Origin of the sequence: Mesobacterium pallidum (assembly GCF_019966535.1) — a bacterium.
In the GTDB taxonomy this organism is placed as follows: Bacteria; Pseudomonadota; Alphaproteobacteria; order Rhodobacterales; family Rhodobacteraceae; genus Mesobacterium; species Mesobacterium pallidum.
In genome coordinates this window covers 79,218-95,677 of record NZ_JAIMID010000011.1, presented here as the reverse complement: position 1 = coordinate 95,677, position 16,460 = coordinate 79,218, and the positions used below count along the sequence as shown (strand labels likewise).

15 protein-coding genes are annotated in these 16,460 nt (G+C 68.1%); 8 read left to right on the top strand and 7 right to left on the bottom strand.

Features of this window, described 5'->3' with window-relative positions:
- The first annotated feature begins 232 nt into the window (after positions 1-232).
- On the top strand, positions 233-814 hold the full coding sequence (locus tag MF270_RS16545) for a TadE/TadG family type IV pilus assembly protein (protein ID WP_238367018.1): 582 nt from the start codon (positions 233-235) through the stop codon (positions 812-814).
- On the top strand, positions 814-1,380 hold the full coding sequence (locus tag MF270_RS16540; protein WP_238367017.1) for a TadE/TadG family type IV pilus assembly protein: 567 nt from the start codon (positions 814-816) through the stop codon (positions 1,378-1,380). Before MF270_RS16545 ends, MF270_RS16540 begins: the two co-directional genes overlap by 1 nt.
- Here MF270_RS16540 and MF270_RS16535 read toward each other — a convergent pair whose 3' ends face one another.
- Positions 1,381-1,890, bottom strand: a complete 510-nt coding sequence (locus MF270_RS16535) for a hypothetical protein (RefSeq protein ID WP_238367016.1) — start codon at positions 1,888-1,890, stop codon at positions 1,381-1,383. It abuts the gene before it with no gap.
- Positions 1,891-2,031: 141 nt separating this feature from the next.
- Here MF270_RS16535 and MF270_RS16530 point away from each other — a divergent pair, with 141 nt between their 5' ends.
- Both MF270_RS16530 and MF270_RS16525 read left to right on the top strand, forming a co-directional pair.
- Complete coding sequence (locus MF270_RS16530; RefSeq protein WP_238367015.1) at positions 2,032-2,943, top strand: pirin family protein; 912 nt, start codon at positions 2,032-2,034, stop codon at positions 2,941-2,943.
- Between the two features lie 183 nt (positions 2,944-3,126).
- Positions 3,127-4,371, top strand: coding sequence for a polysaccharide pyruvyl transferase family protein (locus tag MF270_RS16525; protein ID WP_238367014.1), 1,245 nt, complete (start codon positions 3,127-3,129; stop codon positions 4,369-4,371).
- Position 4,372: 1 nt separating this feature from the next.
- On the opposite strand, the gene MF270_RS16520 is transcribed toward MF270_RS16525, so the two are convergent.
- The 5 genes from MF270_RS16520 to rpiA all read right to left on the bottom strand — a co-directional run bounded on the left by MF270_RS16520 (position 4,373) and on the right by rpiA (position 9,196).
- Positions 4,373-4,573: a DUF2065 family protein gene (locus tag MF270_RS16520; RefSeq protein ID WP_238367013.1), complete on the bottom strand. Its 201-nt coding sequence runs from the start codon at positions 4,571-4,573 to the stop codon at positions 4,373-4,375.
- Between the two features lie 3 nt (positions 4,574-4,576).
- Entirely contained in the window at positions 4,577-5,614 is a 1,038-nt protein-coding gene (gene hflC, locus MF270_RS16515) for a protease modulator HflC (protein ID WP_238367012.1), read from the bottom strand.
- Positions 5,614-6,777: an FtsH protease activity modulator HflK gene (hflK, locus tag MF270_RS16510; protein ID WP_238367011.1), complete on the bottom strand. Its 1,164-nt coding sequence runs from the start codon at positions 6,775-6,777 to the stop codon at positions 5,614-5,616. Before hflK ends, hflC begins: the two co-directional genes overlap by 1 nt.
- Positions 6,778-6,856: 79 nt before the next feature.
- A complete protein-coding gene (gene gor / locus MF270_RS16505) occupies positions 6,857-8,218 on the bottom strand; it encodes a glutathione-disulfide reductase (RefSeq protein WP_238367010.1) in 1,362 nt (453 codons plus the stop codon).
- 189 nt (positions 8,219-8,407) lie between these two features.
- Positions 8,408-9,196: a ribose-5-phosphate isomerase RpiA gene (rpiA, locus tag MF270_RS16500; RefSeq protein WP_238367009.1), complete on the bottom strand. Its 789-nt coding sequence runs from the start codon at positions 9,194-9,196 to the stop codon at positions 8,408-8,410.
- Between the two features lie 139 nt (positions 9,197-9,335).
- On the opposite strand from rpiA, the gene MF270_RS16495 reads away from it, so the two are divergent.
- The 3 genes from MF270_RS16495 to MF270_RS16485 all read left to right on the top strand — a co-directional run bounded on the left by MF270_RS16495 (position 9,336) and on the right by MF270_RS16485 (position 12,621).
- Complete coding sequence (locus MF270_RS16495; RefSeq protein WP_238367008.1) at positions 9,336-10,112, top strand: methyltransferase domain-containing protein; 777 nt, start codon at positions 9,336-9,338, stop codon at positions 10,110-10,112.
- A gap of 104 nt (positions 10,113-10,216) precedes the next feature.
- Positions 10,217-11,590 carry an L-serine ammonia-lyase gene (locus tag MF270_RS16490; protein WP_238367007.1) on the top strand — a complete coding sequence of 458 codons (1,374 nt, stop codon included), beginning with the start codon at positions 10,217-10,219 and terminating at the stop codon, positions 11,588-11,590.
- 89 nt (positions 11,591-11,679) lie between these two features.
- Positions 11,680-12,621: a DMT family transporter gene (locus MF270_RS16485; RefSeq protein WP_238367006.1), complete on the top strand. Its 942-nt coding sequence runs from the start codon at positions 11,680-11,682 to the stop codon at positions 12,619-12,621.
- Here MF270_RS16485 and MF270_RS16480 read toward each other — a convergent pair.
- Complete coding sequence (locus MF270_RS16480; protein WP_238367005.1) at positions 12,545-13,231, bottom strand: thiamine diphosphokinase; 687 nt, start codon at positions 13,229-13,231, stop codon at positions 12,545-12,547. The genes MF270_RS16485 and MF270_RS16480 overlap by 77 nt on opposite strands.
- Positions 13,232-13,456: 225 nt before the next feature.
- On the opposite strand from MF270_RS16480, the gene MF270_RS16475 reads away from it, so the two are divergent.
- Complete coding sequence (locus MF270_RS16475; protein WP_238367004.1) at positions 13,457-16,435, top strand: hypothetical protein; 2,979 nt, start codon at positions 13,457-13,459, stop codon at positions 16,433-16,435.
- Positions 16,436-16,460: the final 25 nt, after the last annotated feature.

Here is a 16,460-nt window from a genome sequence, read left to right as displayed (position 1 = left end):
CGCCGATTCGACCCCGCGCGGCCGGGCATAGCTGCCCCCGGTGGGTTTCACCGGCCGGGGGCAGCGCCGAAGAGGGGAACGGGACCGCAGAAGGCGCTGGCCCAGGACGGGCCGATCCCGCACTCGACAGGACCAAAACCGGGAAATTCGCCGGATTGTGCCAAACTCGCGCCTTAATCGGTGGCTAGACCCGAACATTGAACGGGTGACCGCCTGCTGAGTGAAAGTGACGATGACGATGACGGCTCGACACAAGGTTTTCATCAAGGGCCAAGGACGCCGCGCCCGACGGCGCGGAGCCCTGCGCCGCTTCCTGCGTGGCGACGGTGGTTCGATGACCATCGAATTCGCGCTCTGGTTCCCGATCTTCGTGGCCTTCATCTGCGGCACGACCGAGCTGGGGCTGATCGCGGCCCGCCATGCCCGGCTGGAATTCGGCGTCGATGCCGCCGTGCGGCTGGTGCAGCTCGAGACCGACCAGGACGTCGATCACGACACCCTGGTGCAGACCATCTGCGACACCGCGGCGATCATCCCCAACTGTGCCGAGAACATGATGCTCGAGATGCGGATCCAGGACCTGCGCGGCACCCTCAACATCGACAACGACGCCGAATGCACGGACCGGTCCGAGGAGGTGAACGAGCAGGCCACCTTCGACAACGGCGACGAGAACCAGCTGATGATCCTGCGCGCCTGCGTGAAATTCTCGCCGGTCTTCCCGACCACCGGCATCGCCTCGTCGCTGAACCGCGACGGCGCGGGCGATTATTCGCTGATCTCGGTCGGCGCCTACGTGCAGGAGCCCCTGTGATGTTCTGCCTGCCTGACTCCCTGCGCCGCTTTGCCCGCGTCGAACGCGGCAACATGACGGTCGAGGCCGTCATCCTGATGCCGATCCTGCTGACCACCTTCGTCGGGCTCTATTCGGTCTTCGACGGGTTCCGGGCGCAGACCGTGAACCAGCGTGCCGCCTACACGGTATCGGACATGCTGTCGCGCGAGACGCAGTTCATCGACGACACCTATATCGACAATGCCTACAACCTGCTGACCTTCATGGCAGACACCCAGACGACGGATATCAAGCTGCGCGTCTCGGTGATCAGCTACGACGAACAGCGCGACCGGTTCAACGTGGTCTGGTCCGAAGTGCGCGGCGCCGGCTACGAGCCCTACCGCAATCAGGACGTGCGCAACTGGCACGACACCCTGCCGATCATGGTTGACGGGGAACAGACCATCCTGGTCGAAACCTCGATCCTTTACGAGCCGCCGGTGGGCTGGGGCCTGAGCCAGCGGACCATCGACACGCGTGTGTTCAACCGCCCGCGTTTTGCGCCGCAGCTGCGCTACGACCCCGACGATCTCGGGGCGTGATCAAAGCCGGCCGTCCTGGCCGTCGCGTTCCCGCAACGCGATCAGGATCAGGTCGGCCATGGACTTGGCTTGGGACCCGGGCGTCACCCCACCCACACCGACGCGCTTCCCAAGTCGCCACCAGAGACCCGGGCGCCATGCCCGGGCCTCTGGCTTGGTCAATGTCAGGACAAAGCCGTTCGACGGCTTGAACGCCATGAACCCCCGGTCGACGCTGCGGATGTTGTCCATCCGCGCCACCAGGTCGCCGCCGTCTTCCCAAAGCGCATCGCGCGTCAGCACCAGGCTGCGCGCCGTCGCCCGGTAGAGCGCCACGGCCATCAGGATCGCCACGATCCCCACCCCCGCCAGGAACAGCAGCAGCAGCCGGTCCGTCGGCGGCGACTGGATCGCCGTGCCCAGCAGAAGCACCGCCAGCAGCCACAGCATGCCCACGGCCAGCCAGCGCCGCGCGGGCGAGGCCTCGATCCGGGCCAGGATCTCGGGTGTGGTCTCGGGCTGATGGTCCATCGCGCTCTCCTTGTGCTCGCGCGGGACTAGCACGGGCGCACGGCCCGGTCCATTCCTGCACAGCGCGCGTGCGGGCCTGCCGATTGCGGGATGGCGCCCCTGCCCCTATCTCTGGGTCAGACAGCGAACAGGAGGAAACCCATGTCCCTTCGCCCCACCCTCGAGACGCGCAAGGCGCAAGCCACCATGGAAGGCGCCGGCGTCCATCTTTACCGTGCCTTCGGATTTCAGGACCCGAGCGAGCTGGACCCGTTCCTGCTGTTCGACGATTTCCGGAATGACGATCCGCATGCCTACATGCGCGGCTTTCCCTGGCACCCGCACCGCGGGATCGAGACGATCACCTACGTGCTGGCCGGATCGGTCGACCATGCCGACAGCCTTGGCAACGAAGGCCGGCTGGGCGCCGGTGACGTGCAATGGATGACCGCCGGGTCGGGCATCCTGCACCAGGAGATGCCGCTGGGCAACGCCAAGGGCCAGATGCACGGCTTTCAGCTTTGGGCCAACCTGCCGTCGCAGCACAAGATGACCGCGCCGCGCTACCAGGACGTCAAGGCCGCTGACATCCCCGAGGTGATCGACGACGACGGCACCGTGGTGCGCGTGGTGACCGGCGATTTCTGGGGCAAGCGCGGCCCGGTCGACGGGATCGCGGCCGATCCGCAATACCTCGACATCTCGGTGCCGCCGGGGGTGAAGAAGACATTCAAGATCGACACCTACCGCCGGGCCTTTGCATATGTCTTCGCCGGCGCGGGCGCCTTTGCCGATGCCTCGGCCCCGACCGGCGTGCTGCTGGAAAAAGAGGTGGCAGGGCAAGAGGTCAATATCCGCGACCTCTCGGGCAACCGGACCCTCGTGCGCTTTGGCACGGGCGAAGAGGTGACCGTTCAGGCCGGCGAGGACGGCGTGCGCTTCCTGCTGATCTCGGGCGCGCCGATCCAGGAACCGGTGGCGTGGCACGGGCCCATCGTGATGAACACCCAGGCCGAACTGCAGCAGGCCATGCGCGAGCTGCGCAACGGCACCTTCATCCGCCCGGCGCACTGACCGCGCGTTCGTCGGCCACATTTTCCCCGCTGCCGCCCGGGTGTCCCTCCCCGGGGCGGCGGCACGGGCCGATGACCCTGGCGCCCGCCCGGCCGTTGTGTCCGCGCGGGCGCCTTGCTATCCCTCTGCAGACGCCCCGCGGCGCCATGCCGCGCGATGGGCCCCCAGAGGAGATGCCGTCCCGTGAGAGTGCTGTTCACCCCCGCCTATTCCGGCATGAAGATTTCCTCGACCGCATACCGGGCGCGCAGCACAATGCCGCTCGAAACCTTCTCGACCCTCGCGGGGCTGGCGCTGGACGAGGAAAGCGTGACACCGAATAACGGCAACATGATCCACGCCGAATCCGCGGCGCGGATCTTTGCCTGCGACTTGCAGGATTCGACCATCGGGCGCCTGCCGGGCCTGCCGCCCAAGCTGCCGCCGCAGCAGGTGAAGACCCGGCTGGAGGGGATCGCACGCAATTTCGACGCGGTGGTTCTGAACTTTGCCAACATCATCCGCGCGCGGGCCGAAACCACGCCCGCGGCCTTCGCCAAGCTTGAACAGGGCATGGCCAGCACCGCCCGCCAGGTGCGCAGCATCCAAGGGCCAAAGATCTACGCCTTCGGGATCGGGTTGCAGGACGACATCCCGCCCGACCCCGCCCTGATCGGGCCCGAGCTGCTGGGCCTGCTCAAGGCCCTGCAGGAGCGGGCGGCGATCATCGGCACAAGGGGCGAGCGGACGGCGGGCTTCCTGCAGGCGCTGGGCATCGACAGGGCGCAGGCGCTGGGCTGTCCCAGCCTTTACGTGGCGCCGGACAACGTGCGGGCGATCCGGCCCGGCGCGCCGCACGACGGGCTGCGGGTGACCGCGGCGGGGCGCCTGTCCACCTCGGGCAGTGCCAAGGGGCGGATCCAGGGGCTGGCCCGGATGGCGGCCGAATTCGACACGGATTTCACCTTTCAGAACGATCTCTACCAGCTCTTTCCCGATCCGGTTCGCGACGCCACGCGCTACAACTCCGAGACCCACGAGGTCGACAAGGCCGCCTGCGACGCGGCCTCTGTGGCGCTGGGCCTGCCCAACGGTTTCGCGCGCTACTACTATTTCCGCTCGCCCATCGCCTGGCGCGCCTATGCGGGCACGCGCGACGTCTACCTGGGCGACCGGTTCCATGGCGGGGTCGCCTTCCTTCAGGCCGGGCTGCCGGCCGGGTTCGTCTATGACGACGTGCGGGTCAAGGAACTGGCGGGGTTCTTCGACCTGCCGGCCTTCTCGCGGGCCGAGCTGGACGAGATCGGGCCGCGCGCCGCGCTGGAACGGGTGATGTCCGAAGAGACGCAGGCGAAGTTCCAGGAAACCTACGCCAGGCGCTGCGCAGCCTTTGCCCGCGCGACGGCCGCGGCCGGCCTGCCCGTGCGCTGGCAGCTCCCGGCAGGCTGAGCTAGCCGATCAGCCCCAGCGCCTGCACCGTCCAGAGAATCGCCAGGCCGGCCGCCATGGCGAGCAGGCCGACGATGCGCCGCTGGTCCAGCGGCAAGAGGCGCAGCGCTTCGAGCATACGCTCGACAAGCGAAGGGGCCAGCGCCCAGGCCAGCCCCTCCACGAACAATACCAGCCCCAGTCCCAGGAGGACCCAGGCCATGTCTTACTGGTCCGCCTGGACCGGAGCGTCACCGGTCGCCGCATCGCCGGCGGGGGCCGGGTCGGCAGCGGGCGCCGGATCGGGGGCCGGCTCGGCATCGGCGGCAGGCGCCGCCTCACCGGTCGGCATGGGCGTGCCGGGAATGCCGGACACGACCGTCCCGGCTACACCGCGATCGGACTTCAGGTAGGTGAAGAACTCCGAATCCGGGCTCATGACCATCGAGGAATTGCCTTCGAGCAGCGCCCGGCGATAGGCCTGGAGCGAGCGGTAGAAGGTAAAGAATTCCTCGTCCGCGCCATAGGCATTCGCAAAGATCGAGTTGCGGCGGGCGTCGGCCTCACCTCGGATGATCTCGGCCTGGCGGTTGGCGTCCGACACCAGCTCGGTCACGGTCCGGTCGGCCTGGGCGCGGATGCGTTGGGCCGCTTCCTGGCCGCGCGCCCGTTCGTCCGTCGCCTCGCGTTCCCGCTCGGCCCGCATCCGGCCGAAGGTCGCATCGAGGTTCTCGCGCGGCAGGTCGGTGCGCTTGAGACGCACGTCAAGCAGCTCGAGCCCGAGGTTCTGCGCATCGTTCAGCGCGCCGTTGCGGATGCGCAGCATCAGCGCCGCCCGGTCCGAGCTGAGGATGTCGTTCGACGACACCGAGCCCAGGACTTCGCGGGTCTGCGAGCGCAGGATCGAATCGAGCCGTCGCCCGGCAACCGAAATCGCCGTGTCGCCCGCGGCCCCGGTCGCCTGCCGGAACTGTTCGACATTCGCGATGCGGAAGCGGGCAAAGGCGTCGACCACGAGGCGGCGGTCGTCCAGCGGGGTGATTTCCAGCGGCTCGAGGTCGCGCGACAGGATGCGGTCGTCGTATCGGACGACGGTGTCGATCACCGACAGCTTGAAGCCGAGACCGGGGTCTTCCTTGGCATCGACGACGCGGCCAAAGCGCAGCACCAGGACCTTTTCGCGTTCGTCGACGATGTAGATCGACGACAGAACCAGAGCGATCAGGACGACCAGCGCAGGAATGATCAGGGTCGATTTCCGCATCAGTTGCTCCCCCCGGTGTTGGACTGGCCGGACGAGGTGCGCCCGCCCAGCTCGGTCAGCGGCAGATAGGGCACGACGCCCGAGCCACCGCTGTTTTCGTCGATGATGACCTTGTCGATGCGGCCCAGGACTTCCTCCATGGTCTCGAGGTAGAGACGCTTGCGCGTGACCTCGGGCGCCTTGGAATATTCCTCGAGCACCGCGCTGAAGCGGCTGGCCTCACCCTCGGCCTCGTTGACGACGCGGGCGCGGTAACCCTCGGCCTCTTCCAGCAGCTGCGCGGCCTGGCCGCGGGCATTGGCGAGCACCTGGTTGGCATAGGCATCGGCCAGTTTCTGGGTCTGGTCACGTTCCTGTTCCGCGGCCTGGACGTCGCGGAAGGCGGCGATGACCTGGGTCGGCGGGTCGGCCTTGTCGAAGTTCACGCGCACGACGTTGACCCCGCTGTCGTAGCTGTCGAGCGTCGACTGGATCAGGTCGAGCAGCCGGTCGGCAATGGGCCCCCGGTCACGGTTGAGGATCGGCGCCAGGTCGGACTGGGCGACGATCTCGCGCATCGCCGATTCCGACACGGCGCGGATGGTCTGCTGCGGCTCACGCAGGTTGAACAGGAACAGCGCCGGATCGTTGATGTTCCAGACCACCTGGAAATCGATGTCGACGATGTTCTCGTCGCCGGTCAGCATGAGCCCCTCGTCGCCCGAGCGGCCGCCGACACCGATATCCTCGGTCTGTTCGTTGGTCACCGGCACCACCTCGTAGGACACGAAGGGCCAGGGCGCGAAGTTCAGGCCCGGATCGCCGGTGGCGAGGTAGTCGCCGAACAGCAGCTCGACCGAGCGTTCCTCGGGCTTGACGGTGTAAAAGCTGGCAAAGCCCCACAGCACGACGGCCGCGGCAATGCCGAGCCCGACAGTGCCCTTGGTGAAGGCCGGGCCGCCACCGCCGCCCGCGCCGCCGCCACCGGGGCCACGGCCTCCGCCGCCGCCCATCAGGACCTTCAGCTTGTCCTGACCCTTGCGCACGAGCTCGTCGATCTCGGGGATCTGCGGGCCTTCGCCCTGCGGCCGGTTCGGCCCGCCGTTCGGTCGTTGCGGCGGACGTTGGTCGTTTCCGCCATTGTTGCCGCCCCCTCCCCAGGGGCCGCCAGTGTTCCCTGCCATCAGTGTTGGTCCCTTCTGATGCTGTCTGTCTGTCCGGATCATGCACATAACCTGTGCAGTCCGGCCGCAAAATCAACCGTCACGCGGTGCGGACGGGGTTCTTCATGGTCACGATCTCTTCGGCCATCGTCGGGTGCACCGCGCAGGTCCGGTCGAAATCCTCCTTTGTGGCGCCCATCTTTACGGCCACGCCGGCCAGCTGGATCATCTCGCCCGCCTGCGGTGCGACGATGTGACAGCCCAGGACGCGGCGCGTCTCGGCGCAGACGATGAGCTTCATCATCACCCGCTCGGACTTGCCGATGAAACTGGTCTGCATGGGCCGGAACGAGGTCGAGTAGACCTCGATCGGGCGCTCGTCGCGGGCCTGTTCCTCGGTCATGCCGATCGTGCCCATCTCGGGCCGGGTGAAGATCGCGGTCGGCACCAGGTCATGATCGACCGGGGTGGCGTTGCCCTTGAACACCGTCTCGACAAAGGCCATCCCCTCGCGGATCGCGACCGGGGTCAGCTGCAGCCGGTCGGTCACGTCGCCGATGGCATAGACCGACGGCACGGAGGTCTGGCTGTAGTCGTCCACCACGATCTCTCCACGGCGGCCGGTCTTGACGCCGACCTCCTCGAGGCCCAGCCCGGTGGTGTTGGGCGAACGGCCGGTGGCGAACATCACCTCGTCGAACACCTGCTCGGTCCCGTTGGTGGCCTTGACCTTGATGCCGCCCTCGACCTTTTCCATCTCGAGGATATTGGTGCCGGTGTGGATCTCGATGCCCTGCTGCTTCATCTCTTCGGCGACAAGGCCGCGCGCCTCGTCATCAAAGCCGCGCAGGATCTGGGCGCCGCGGTAATACTGCGTGACCTTCACGCCCAGACCGTTGAGAATGCAGGCGAACTCGCAGGCGATGTAGCCGCCGCCCAGGATCAGGATCGACTTGGGCAGGGTCTCCATGTGGAAGACCTCGTTCGAGGTGATGGCCAGTTCGGCGCCTTTTACATCAGCCTTCACCGGCCAGCCGCCCACGGCGATCAGGATGTGCTTGGCGGTCTTGCGCGTGCCGTCAAGGAATTCGACCGTGTGGGCATCGAGCAGCTTGGCGCGGGTGTCGAAGGTCTCGACGCCGGAGTTCGCCAGCAGCTTGCGGTAGATGCCCTCGAGCCGGTCCAACTCGCCCTCGAGGTTGTTCCGGAACCGGCCCCAGTCGAAATCGCCGATCTGCGCGTCCCAGCCGTAAGCCTGCGCCTCGTCCACGCGCATCGGGTACTCGGAGGCGAAGACCATGAGCTTCTTCGGCACGCAGCCGCGGATCACGCAGGTGCCGCCGTAACGGCTTTCCTCGGCCAGGCCCACCTTGGCCCCGGTCTCGCCGGCTGCGACGCGCGCGGCGCGCACCCCGCCCGAGCCACCGCCGATGACAAAGAGATCGTAGTCGAAATCGCTCATGTGATCCGCCTCTTGCTTTGGTCGCGCACGGTATTTCACGCCGCGCGCGGAAAGGCCAGACCGGCACGGGCCACGGGACCTGTGTGTTCCCGCAATATTCTTCTGACGAAGAATATTGCGGCGCCCCCGGCCCGACGCTTGGTGCGCGGTGGCCGAAAAGTCTTCGTCAGAAGACTTTTCGGGGGTCGGTCAGTCGTCGAGGTCTGAAAAGAGGTTGTCGTTTTCCACGAAATCCAGCCGCTCGGTCTCGACCGTGCCGGAGTTGATGTCGCGCACGTCGACCCGGCCGTTGCCGTAGCCGACCACAACGGAATCGCAGATGTCGATGAAGAGCCCGTTCTCGACCACGCCCGGCAGCTGGTTCAGCACCAGCGCCAGCTGGCGCGGGTTGCCGATGCGACCGAGGTGCAGGTCGAGGATGTAATTGCCTTCGTCCGTGACAAAGGCCGCGTCGCCGTTCATCCGCAGCGTCACGTCCCGGCCCAGCACATCGACCGAGATCAGCGTTTCCTCGAGCAGCGCCCGCGTGGTCTGCCAGCCGAAGGGGATCACCTCGACCGGCAGGGGGAAGGCGCCCAGGTGCTCGACCTCCTTGGCCGCATCGGCAATCACCACCATCTGGTCGCTCGCGGTCGCCACGATCTTTTCCTGCAGCAGCGCCCCGCCGCCGCCCTTGACGAGGTTCAGGTCACCGTCGAACTCGTCCGCCCCGTCGATCGTGATGTCGAGCCATTTCGCCTCGTCGAGAGAGATCACTTCGATCCCCACCTCGCGGGCCAGCTGCGCCGTCCGGGTCGAGGTCGGCACGCCGCGGAACTTCAGCCCGTCCTCGCGCACCATCTCGCCAAGGCAGCGCACCAGCCAGGCCGCCGTCGATCCCGTCCCGAGGCCCACGCGCATCCCGTCCTCGACGAATTGCGCCGCGCGCTTGGCGGCCACGAACTTGGCCTTGTCGATGGGCGACAGCTCTCCGGGCATGACAAAACTCCGAAACAGAATTGGCTGTGTTATACGCAGCTTTGCCTCCCCGCGCGAGGGGGCAAAACGGCTCGAATGCGCGACAATCCGGCCGCCCTGTGTTACGCTGGCGCCGCCCCGGACAGGACGATGCCTTGCCATGCTGACATTCGACGCAGCCACCACGGCCCTTCTCGAGACGGCCTACCACGGCGCCGACTTCGTCGCGCGGCGGCGGGCCAATTTCGACGCGCTGGGGGCCCGCCCGGGCGAGACGGTGCTCGATCTCGGTTGCGGGACGGGCCTGTTGACGCTCGACCTTGCGCGCGCCGTCGGCCCGACGGGCCGGGCGATCGGGCTGGACCTCTCGCCCGCCATGCTGGTGCGGGCGCGGGCCTCCTGCGCCGCACTTCCCCAGGTCGCGCTCATCGAGGCCCCGGCCGATGCCACCGGGCTCGCCCCGGGCAGCGTGGACCGAGCCGTATCCGTCCAGTGCTTCGAGTACTTCACCGACCTCGCCCCGCCCCTGTCGGAGCTGCACAGGATCCTGCGCCCCGGCGGCCGTCTGGTCATCGGCGACATGCATTTCGGCTCGGGCTGCTGGCACAGCGAGAACCCGGCCCGCATGGCGCAGGTGCTCGGCGCCTACGATACGCACCTGGCCCATCGCGATCTGCCCGAACGCCTGGCGCCGGCCCTCGTCGCGGCCGGTTTCCGGCCGATGGACTGCCGGCCGCTGACCTTCGTCGACACGCACTTCCGGCCCGATGGCCTGACGCGGATGATGTCGCTCCTGCTGCCCGCCTACATCCGCCAGAACGACCTGCTGCCCGAGGCGCTGATAGAGGCCTGGCTGGCCGAACAGGAAGAGCTGGCGGCGCGCGGCGCCTTCTTTTTCAGCATCACGCATTTCGTCTGGATCGCCGAAAAGGCCTGAAAGACGCCCGACGTCCGTTCCGATGCCGGGAATGTCGTTTTCGAGCACCTGCCCCGCACCGCCCCGTGAGATGGCGAAATCAGACACGCGCAACAGGAGACGCCATGTTCCTTTCGGTCTTCGACATGTTCAAGGTGGGCATCGGCCCGTCGTCCTCGCACACCATGGGGCCCATGGTGGCCGCCGCGCGGTTCCTCGACGCGGTGCGCGCCGCTCCCTTCGACGTGGCCGCGCTGGGGGGCAGCCTGCACGGTTCGCTGGCCTTCACCGGGGTCGGGCATGCCACCGACCGGGCGACGATCCTCGGCCTCGCCGGATTCACGCCGGAAGACTACGACAATGACAAGGCCGAGGCGGTGCTGGCCGAGATCCACGCCACCGGCACCGTCACCCCGCCCGGGCTGCACGCCATGGCCTTCGACCCCAAGACGGACCTGCGCTTTGACTACGACAAGGCCCTGCCCGGCCATGCCAACGGCATGATCCTGCTGGCGCGGGACGCGCAGGGCGACGTGATCCTGCAAGAGACATACTACTCCATCGGCGGCGGTTTCGTGCTGACCGAGGCGGAACTGGCCGCCGGCCGCGACACCGACACCGGCCCGGCGATCCCGTTCCCCTTCCACAACGCGGCGCAGATGCTCGAGATGGCGAAGGCCTCGGGCAAGTCCATCGCGCAGATGAAGGAGGCCAACGAGCGCTCGCGCGGCGGACGCGACCTCGACACCGGCGTGGCGCGAATCTGGCAGGTCATGCGCGATTGCATCGACCGGGGGCTGACCTCCGACGCCACCACCCTGCCCGGCGGGCTGAACGTCAAGCGCCGCGCGCCCAGGATGTACAACGAATTGCAGGCCGAGCGCGGCATGAACATGCAGGCGCCGCATGTCATCAACGACTGGATCGGCTGCTACGCCATGGCCGTGAACGAGGAGAACGCCGCCGGGGGCCAGGTCGTCACCGCCCCCACCAACGGCGCGGCCGGCGTGGTCCCGGCGGTCATCCGCTACTGGCTCGACCACGTGCCCGGCGCGACCGAGCGGCGGGTGCCCGAATTCCTGCTGACCGCCTCGGCCATCGGCGGGCTGATCAAGTACAACGCCTCCATCTCGGGCGCCGAGGCCGGCTGCCAGGCCGAGGTCGGCAGCGCCTCGGCCATGGCCGCCGCCGGGCTGTGCGCGGTGATGGGCGGCACGCCCGAGCAGATCGAGAACGCGGCCGAGATCGCGCTGGAACATCACCTTGGCATGACCTGCGATCCGGTCCGCGGCCTTGTCCAGGTGCCCTGCATCGAGCGCAACGGCGTCGGCGCGATCAAGGCGGTCAGCGCGGCCAGCCTGTCGCTGCGCGGCGACGGCAGCCACTTCGTTCCGCTCGACGCCTGCATCGAGACCATGCGCCAGACCGGCCAGGACATGAGCGAGAAGTACAAGGAGACCTCGCTGGGCGGGCTTGCCGTCAACGTGCCGAACTGCTGACCCGGTGCCGCACAGCTTGCGTGCGGTTTACCTTAGGACAGATCAACCAAGGATTGCGTGACGGAAAGTTTCGTGTCTTAGGTTGCGCCATGCAAGGTGACCGCCCCGTTCTCGGCATCCTTTTGATGGGTGCCTTCTGTATTCTCGCGCCCATGGGCGATGCCCTGGCCAAGTTGCTGGGCGAAAGCCTTCCCTTGGGTCAACTCCTGCTTGTGCGCTTTGGCCTCCAGGCGCTGCTGCTGGTGCCGCTGGTGGGGCTGGCCCGCCTGCCCTGGCGCATGTCCGGCCGGGTGCTGCGCCTGGCCGCGCTGCGCACGCTGCTGCATATCCTCGGCATCGGCATGATGTTCACGGCACTGCAATACCTGCCGCTGGCCGACGCCGTGGCCATCGCCTTTGTGCTGCCGTTCATCAACCTGCTCCTGGGCAACTTGGTGCTGGGCGAAGAGGTCGGCCCCCGCCGCCTGATCGCCTGCACGGTCGGGTTCATCGGCACGCTCCTGGTGATCCAGCCGAGCTTTTCCGAGGTCGGTTGGCCCGCGCTCTGGCCGCTGGGGGTGGCGGTGAATTTCTCGGTCTTCATGCTGATCACGCGGATGATCGCCAAGGAAACCGACCCGGTGGGCCTGCAGGCCGTCAACGGCGTGATGGCGACGGTGCTGCTGACGCCCGTGCTGCTGGTCACGCACCGGATCGGCCTGCCGAACTTCACCTTCCAGGCGCCCGATGCCGGGGAATGGGCGCTGCTCTTCGGCATCGGCGCGGTGGGCACACTGGCGCACCTGATGATGACCTGGTCGCTGCGCTACGCCCCCGGGGCCACGCTGGCGCCGATGCAGTACCTCGAGATCCCGATTGCCACGATCCTCGGCCTGGTGATCTTCCAGGACCTGCCGAACGGGCTGGCAGCCCTTGGCATCGTCATCACCATCGGCGCCGGGCTTTATGTCCTGTTCAGGGAGCAGGCCATCGCGCGGGCGCAGCTGTCAGCCCCGCTTGCGTCGCGTCCAGCGCCGCCCGTGGCAGAATGACCAGCATCCGGGGCGCGTCGAACGCCAGCGTCACCGCCCCGCCCGCCGTCCGGTTCGACGTGCCGATCCGGCCATCGGGCGCGAACTCCAGCCCGTCGATGGGCCAGTCGAGCCCGGTCGACCGCCCCGTCACCGGCCCCATCGGAAACAGTGACACCCGGCTGCCCGGCTCCAGCGCCAGCGAGATCCGGGGCGGCGCGAGGAAGACGATATCATGCGCCCCCAGCAGCACGCAGCGCTTGTGCGGGTGGCGCACCAAGGTGGTCTGCGCCGCCATCTGGTGATCGATCCGCGCGCCCAGGAAGCCGGCCGCGAGGATCAACGGTGCCTCCACGTGGCGCAGACACTTGTCGAAATCCGTGCTATCCTGTTCTTCGATCTCGTGCAGGCGCCCCTCGGGCACTGCCGCGCGTACCGGGGCCGGAATAGAATCCATGTCGCCAAAGACCGCGCGAATGGGCAGATTGTTGGTTAAGAGCGACTCGGCCCCGCTGTCCGCGGCGACGAAATCCGACACCCGGCCGGCGATCAACGCAAGGTCGTGCGGCGAACAATCCCCTCCTCCCACGAGGGCGACAGGTTCCGCAGAAAGAACAATCGGAGCGTTCATCGCCAATTATCCCTGCCTTGGGACAAAGGACACAATGAAGTCACGAAATGATACGCTGCTTTGCATAGAATCGTTCACGTATTGACGACAGGTCCTTGGTAAATGGCATGAACCGGATACAGACGGAAAGCGAGCAACGCGATGGTTGGTACAAGTAAGATCCTCACGGTATCCTACGGAACGTTTTCGTGCACCCTCGAAGGGTTCGACGATTCCTTCGATACCATGAAAGCCATTGCGGAGTATTTCCGCGACCTGGCGGCCGATGACCGCTACTTCGGCGCCGAACCGCCGACCCCCGATGCCGAGATGCTGGCCCGCATCGCCGAGCGCGAGATCTCGCGTCGGGTCGAGGCGCGCATGCAGGACAACGGCTCCTACCTTCTCCGCGCTGCCACGCAGGAAGAAGTCGCCGCCCCCGTCGCAAAGGCTGCCGCCGCGACAGGGGCGGCTGTGACTTCGGCCGCGTCGGAAGCGCCCGAGGCGCCCGCCGAGGCCACGCCGGAAGCGGAAGCCGCGCCCGCCACCGAACCCGTCGCCGCGCCCGAACCCGTCGCAGAGACCGCGCCCAAGGTCGCCGCAGAGGCTCCGGCCCTGTCGGCCGTGGCCGCCGTGCAGGCCCTGACCCGCGGGATCGCCCCGCAGCCCGAGGCGGCCCCCGCCGCCACCGATGAAACACCGCCCTTCGGCACCGATGATCCGATCATCGACGCCGAGGACAGCGTCTACGAGGATGACGCGGCAGAGGCCCCCGAGACCGAGGAAGAGTCGGTCGCGGCCAAGCTGCAACGCATCCGCGACGTTGTCTCAAAGGGCACCTCCGAGTCTGAGCCCCCTGCTCCGGCTTACTCGGAGGACGAACATGCCGACGATTTCCTGGCCCAGACGGCCCGCGAGATCGACGCCGCGCTGGAGGCGGACACCGGCCCCGAGTTGACCGCCGCCGAGGCGCTGGCCGTGGAGGCCTACGAGGACGAGACCGATGAAAGCGACGGCGAAGAGACCGCCACCGCCCCGCTGACGTTCGACCCCGCGCTTTTCGCCGAGGACGACACCGCCGAGGTCGAAGAGGACGCGCCGGTGTCGGTGACGCTTGATCCTGCGCTCTTCGACGAGGAGGACGAGGCTGACACGCTCAGCTTTGACGCGACCTTTGCCGAGACCGACGAAGAGGACGCCCTGACGTTCGACGAGGACGAGACCGAGGAGGCGCTGTCCTTCGACGCGGAAGAGACCGCCGAGGCCCCCGGGTTCGAGGACGAGACTGCCGAGGTCGCGGACCGGGACGAGGAAGAGACGCTGGCCGACCTGGTCGCCCACGAGCCCCTCGCGCTTGCCGAAGAGGACCCGACCGTCGCCACGACGGAAACCGGCCTGCTGGACGATCCCGAGTTCGACGATGCACCCGCTGCCGAGCTTGAGGCCGAGGATGACGGCGACACGCTGGCCGACCTGGTCGCGCGCGAGACCCTCGAGCTGGCCGAAGAGGACCCGACCGCCCCGACTGCGGAAACCGGCCTGCTGGCCGACCCCGAGCTGGACGCTGCCCCGGCCGAACCTGCCGCCCCCGCCCGCCCCCGCGCCCGCGTCATCAAGGTGACCAAGGCCCATTTCGAGCGCGCGGTCGCAGCCGGCGCCGTCGAGGAAGTGGCCGAGGACGACAGCGAAGAGGCGGTCGCCGAGACCACGCGGCCGGCGGCCCAGGGCTGGTCCGGCAGCTCGCTGTCGGACGAGGACGAGGCCGAGCTGGCACAGGAGCTGGCCGACATCGAGTTCGAGTTCAAAGGCGACCCGGACGCCCAGGACGAAGACGCAGGCGAGGACACGGACGAAAGCTCGGCCGATGCCGCCTGGGAAGCCGCCGCCGGGACCGAGAGCGCGTTCGATGACGAGTACGACGAGGAGTATGACGAGGCCGTCGCCACCTTGGAGGACAAGGGCGCGATCACCGCGTGGGACGAGGACGACGACTCCATCGACACCTCTGAGGACGAAGACGCCGTCACCGCCTGGGACGAGGCCGACGAGGACGAGGACGAGGAGGCCGTCGAGGAAGACCGGACCGCCGCCGTCGCGGCCTGGGACGAGGCATATGACGACGACCAGGATGACGCCGTCGCCGCGATGGACGACCCCAACGGGCCGCGGATCCTGACCGGCGCGGACCTGCTGGACTACGACGACGAGGGTGACGCGGCCGCAGACGGCGCCGAGGCGGACCGCCTGACCGGCTGGGATGACGACGAGGACGAGGAGGACACGGCCGCGGTGACCGGCTGGGATGCCCTCGACGCGGACGAGGACGACGAGGACGGCGAGGCCTGGCCCGACGCCGCCACCGCCCGCCCCCGCGCGCTCGAGCCGCTGGACGAGGACGAGCTGAACCGCGAATTCGAAGCGGCGCGCAGCCGGCTTGGCAGTGACGCCGACCCCGAGGACGAGGCCCCGCGCGAATCCGGCCTGGCCGCGCAGATCCGCCAGCTGGCCCGCAAGACGGTCAAGATGGGCTCGGAAGGGCGCGCCATGCTGACCGCCCGCCCGGTCGAAGAGGAAGGCTCGGTCTCGCGCCTGATGAACGAGACCACGGCCCAGATGGCCGAGCCGGAAAGCAACCGCCGCCGCAACGCGATCCAGCACCTGCGGGCCGCCGTCGCCGCGACCAAGGCCGACAAGGGGCTGAACACCGACGGCAGCGGCCAGGACAGCACCGAGGCCTATCGCGACGACCTGGCCGAGGTGGTGCGCCCGCGCCGCCCGCAGGCCGAACACACCGCCGCCGAGCGGCCCCGCGCCCCGGCGGCGCGGCCCGCCCCGCTCAAGCTGGTGGCCGAGCAGCGCATCGACGTGGCCCACGATCCGGTCCAGCCGCGCCGCGTCATGGACCTGGTGCAGGACGAGCCGGACTACGACGGCGATGCCGAGAGCTTTACCGAGTTCGCCCGCGAGATGGGCGCGGTCGAGCTGCCCGACCTGCTGGAGGCCGCAGCCGCTTACATGAGCTTTGTCGAGGGCCGCGAGCAGTTCTCGCGCCCGCAGCTGATGACCAAGGTGCGCCAGGTCGGCGTGGACGAGTTCAGCCGCGAGGATGGCCTGCGCCACTTCGGCCAGCTGCTGCGGTCGGGCAAGATCGAGAAGATCGACGGCGGCCGCTTTACCGTGTCGGACCGCATCGGCTTTCGCCCCGACGACCGCGCCGTGGGCTGACGCCCGGCGCAAGTGACAGGAAACC